This is a genomic window from Acidobacteriota bacterium (genome assembly GCA_030949985.1).
Lineage (GTDB): Bacteria > Acidobacteriota > Polarisedimenticolia > J045 > J045 > JALTMS01.
Window position 1 is genome coordinate 1 of sequence record JAUZRX010000101.1, and the last position, 2398, is coordinate 2398.

Annotated in this window: 2 protein-coding genes; both read left to right on the forward strand. The window is 67.5% G+C overall.

Annotated features, from left to right (window positions below; genetic code table 11):
• The first annotated feature begins 127 nt into the window (after positions 1–127).
• On the forward strand, positions 128–1558 hold the full coding sequence (locus Q9Q40_14535; protein MDQ7008436.1) for a nitrous oxide reductase family maturation protein NosD: 1431 nt from the start codon (positions 128–130) through the stop codon (positions 1556–1558).
• On the forward strand, positions 1537–2398 hold an 862-nt coding region (locus Q9Q40_14540; protein MDQ7008437.1), incomplete at its 3' end, for an ABC transporter ATP-binding protein. The genes Q9Q40_14535 and Q9Q40_14540, both read left to right, overlap by 22 nt.

Consider the following 2398-nt stretch of genomic DNA (forward strand, 5'->3'; position numbering starts at 1 on the left):
CGGTCCCCGCGCGACCTCCTCGGCGACCTTCGTCGCCGACAAGCCGGGGCTGTTCTGGTACTACTGCACCTGGTTCTGCCATGCCCTCCACCTGGAGATGCGGGGAAGGATGATGGTCGAGGCCTGAATGGAACTGCTCATCGGGGACGGGGCGGCACGGGGGTACGACGGGAAGGCGTTGCCCTCGCCCGCACTGCACCCGGTGGTGGCCTCCGGCAGCCGTGCCCACCCCCGGGGGGGCCGTCTGTGCCTGCTCGCTTTCCTCCTGATCGGCCTCTGGCTGGGGCTCGTCGCCGGGGCCCGGGCCGCGATGTGGACGGTGAACCCGGGAGATGACGTCCAGCAGCTGCTGGAGCTCGCCCGCCCGGGGGACCGCGTCCGCTTTCGCCCCGGCCACTACCCGGTGCACCTGCGCATCGACAGGCCGCTGGTCCTGGAGGGGGAACCCGGTGCGGTCCTCGACGGCGGCGGGAAGGGCCGGGTGATCGTGATCGATGCCCCCTCGGTGGTGGTGCGGGGCCTGGAGATCCGCCGTTCCGGCACCGGCCTGACGGCGATGGATGCGGGGATCTTCGTCACCGCCAAGGGCCGGGACGTGCGCATCGAGAACAACCGCCTGGATGCGGTGCTGTTCGGGTTCTGGCTCGATGGCAGCAAGGGGGCGGTGATCCGCGGCAACCGGGTCCACGGGCTGCCCGCCCTGCGCTCGCAGGACCGCGGCAACGGGATCCACCTGCACAACACCAGCGGGACCCTGGTTGCGGACAACGTGGTATGGGAGACCCGGGACGGCATCTACATCGAAACCAGCAACGACAATACCCTGCGCGACAACGACCTGCATGACCTGCGTTACGGCATCCACTACATGTTCTCCAACCGCAACGAGGTGGTGGGGAACCGGACCCGGCGGACCCGGACCGGCTATGCCCTGATGCAGTCGAGTCACCTGGTGATCCGGGACAATCGCTCCACGGATGACGCCAACTACGGGATCCTGATGAACTACATCAACTACAGCATCATCGCCGGCAACGTCATCGTCGGGGTCCATGCCGGCCGGGGCCGGTCCACCGGGGGAATGGTGGTGGCCGGTGCCGAGGGACGGGGGCTGTTCATCTACAACTCGCAGCTCAACGAGATCCACGACAACGTCATAGCTGGTTGCGACATCGGGATCTTTCTCACCGCCGGCTCCGAGGACAACCGTTTCCGCGACAACAGCATCATCGACAATAGGCTGCAGGTGAAATACGTCTCCACACGGAAGCAGGAGTGGTCCTACGGCAGGCGGGGGAACTACTGGAGCGATTATCTCGGGTGGGACCTGGATGGCGACGGTATCGGCGATCGGCCCTACCTGCCCTACGACGGGGTCGACCTGCTGCTGTGGCGCTATCCCCAGGCCAGGTGGTTGCTGTACAGTCCCGTGATCGAGGTCCTGCACTGGGTACAGCGCCTGTTCCCGTTGCTGCGCCCGCCGGGAGTCCAGGACACTTATCCCCTGATGAAACCGGCCAACGACAAGGCGATTCCATGGATCCAGCGATCGAGCTGAAGGCGGTCACCAAGCGGTACCGGGGTCTTGCCGCGCTGGAGGCGCTCAACCTCTGCGTGCGGCCGGGAGAGATCCTCGGCCTGCTGGGGGACAACGGCGCGGGCAAGACCACCACCATCAAGCTGATCCTGGGCCTGGTGACACCGGACACGGGTGAGCTGTCCGTGCTGGGGCAGCATCCCGGCAGCAAGGGAGCGCACGGCCTGCGCCTGCAGATCGGCTACCTGCCGGAGAGCCTGCGCTTCTACGACAAGCTCACCGGCCGCGAGGTCCTGGACTACTTCTCCCGGCTCAAGCGGGTGGCTGCCCGGGAACGGGACCGGCTGCTCGAACAGGTGGGTCTCACCGGGGCCGCCGACCGGCCGGTTGCGACCTGGTCCAAGGGAATGCGGCAGCGCCTGGGGCTGGCTCAGGCATTCCTCGGCAGCCCACGACTGCTGTTGCTGGACGAGCCCTCCACCGGACTGGACCCCATCGCCACCCAGGAGTTGCTCGAGCAGCTCCGGGCCAGGCGCCGGGATGGCTGCACCATACTCGTCTCCACCCATCAGCTGGCCGGGATCGAACAGCACGTGGACCGGGTCGCCATCCTGCGACGGGGACGCCTGCAGGTCCTCGGTTCCCTGGAGGAGTTGCGGCACCGTTCCGGGCTGCCCTACCGGGTCCGGGCCTGGGGGCGGTGGCCGGAGGCCGGTCTGGAGCAACGGCTGGCAGGGTGGGGCTGCCACGAATTCCGGCTCGAGGGGGAGTTGCTGGAACTGACCACCACGGCGGAGAACAAGCTCTCCCTGCTGCAGCACCTGCTGAAGCAGCCGGAGCTGAAGGACCTGGAACTGGAGG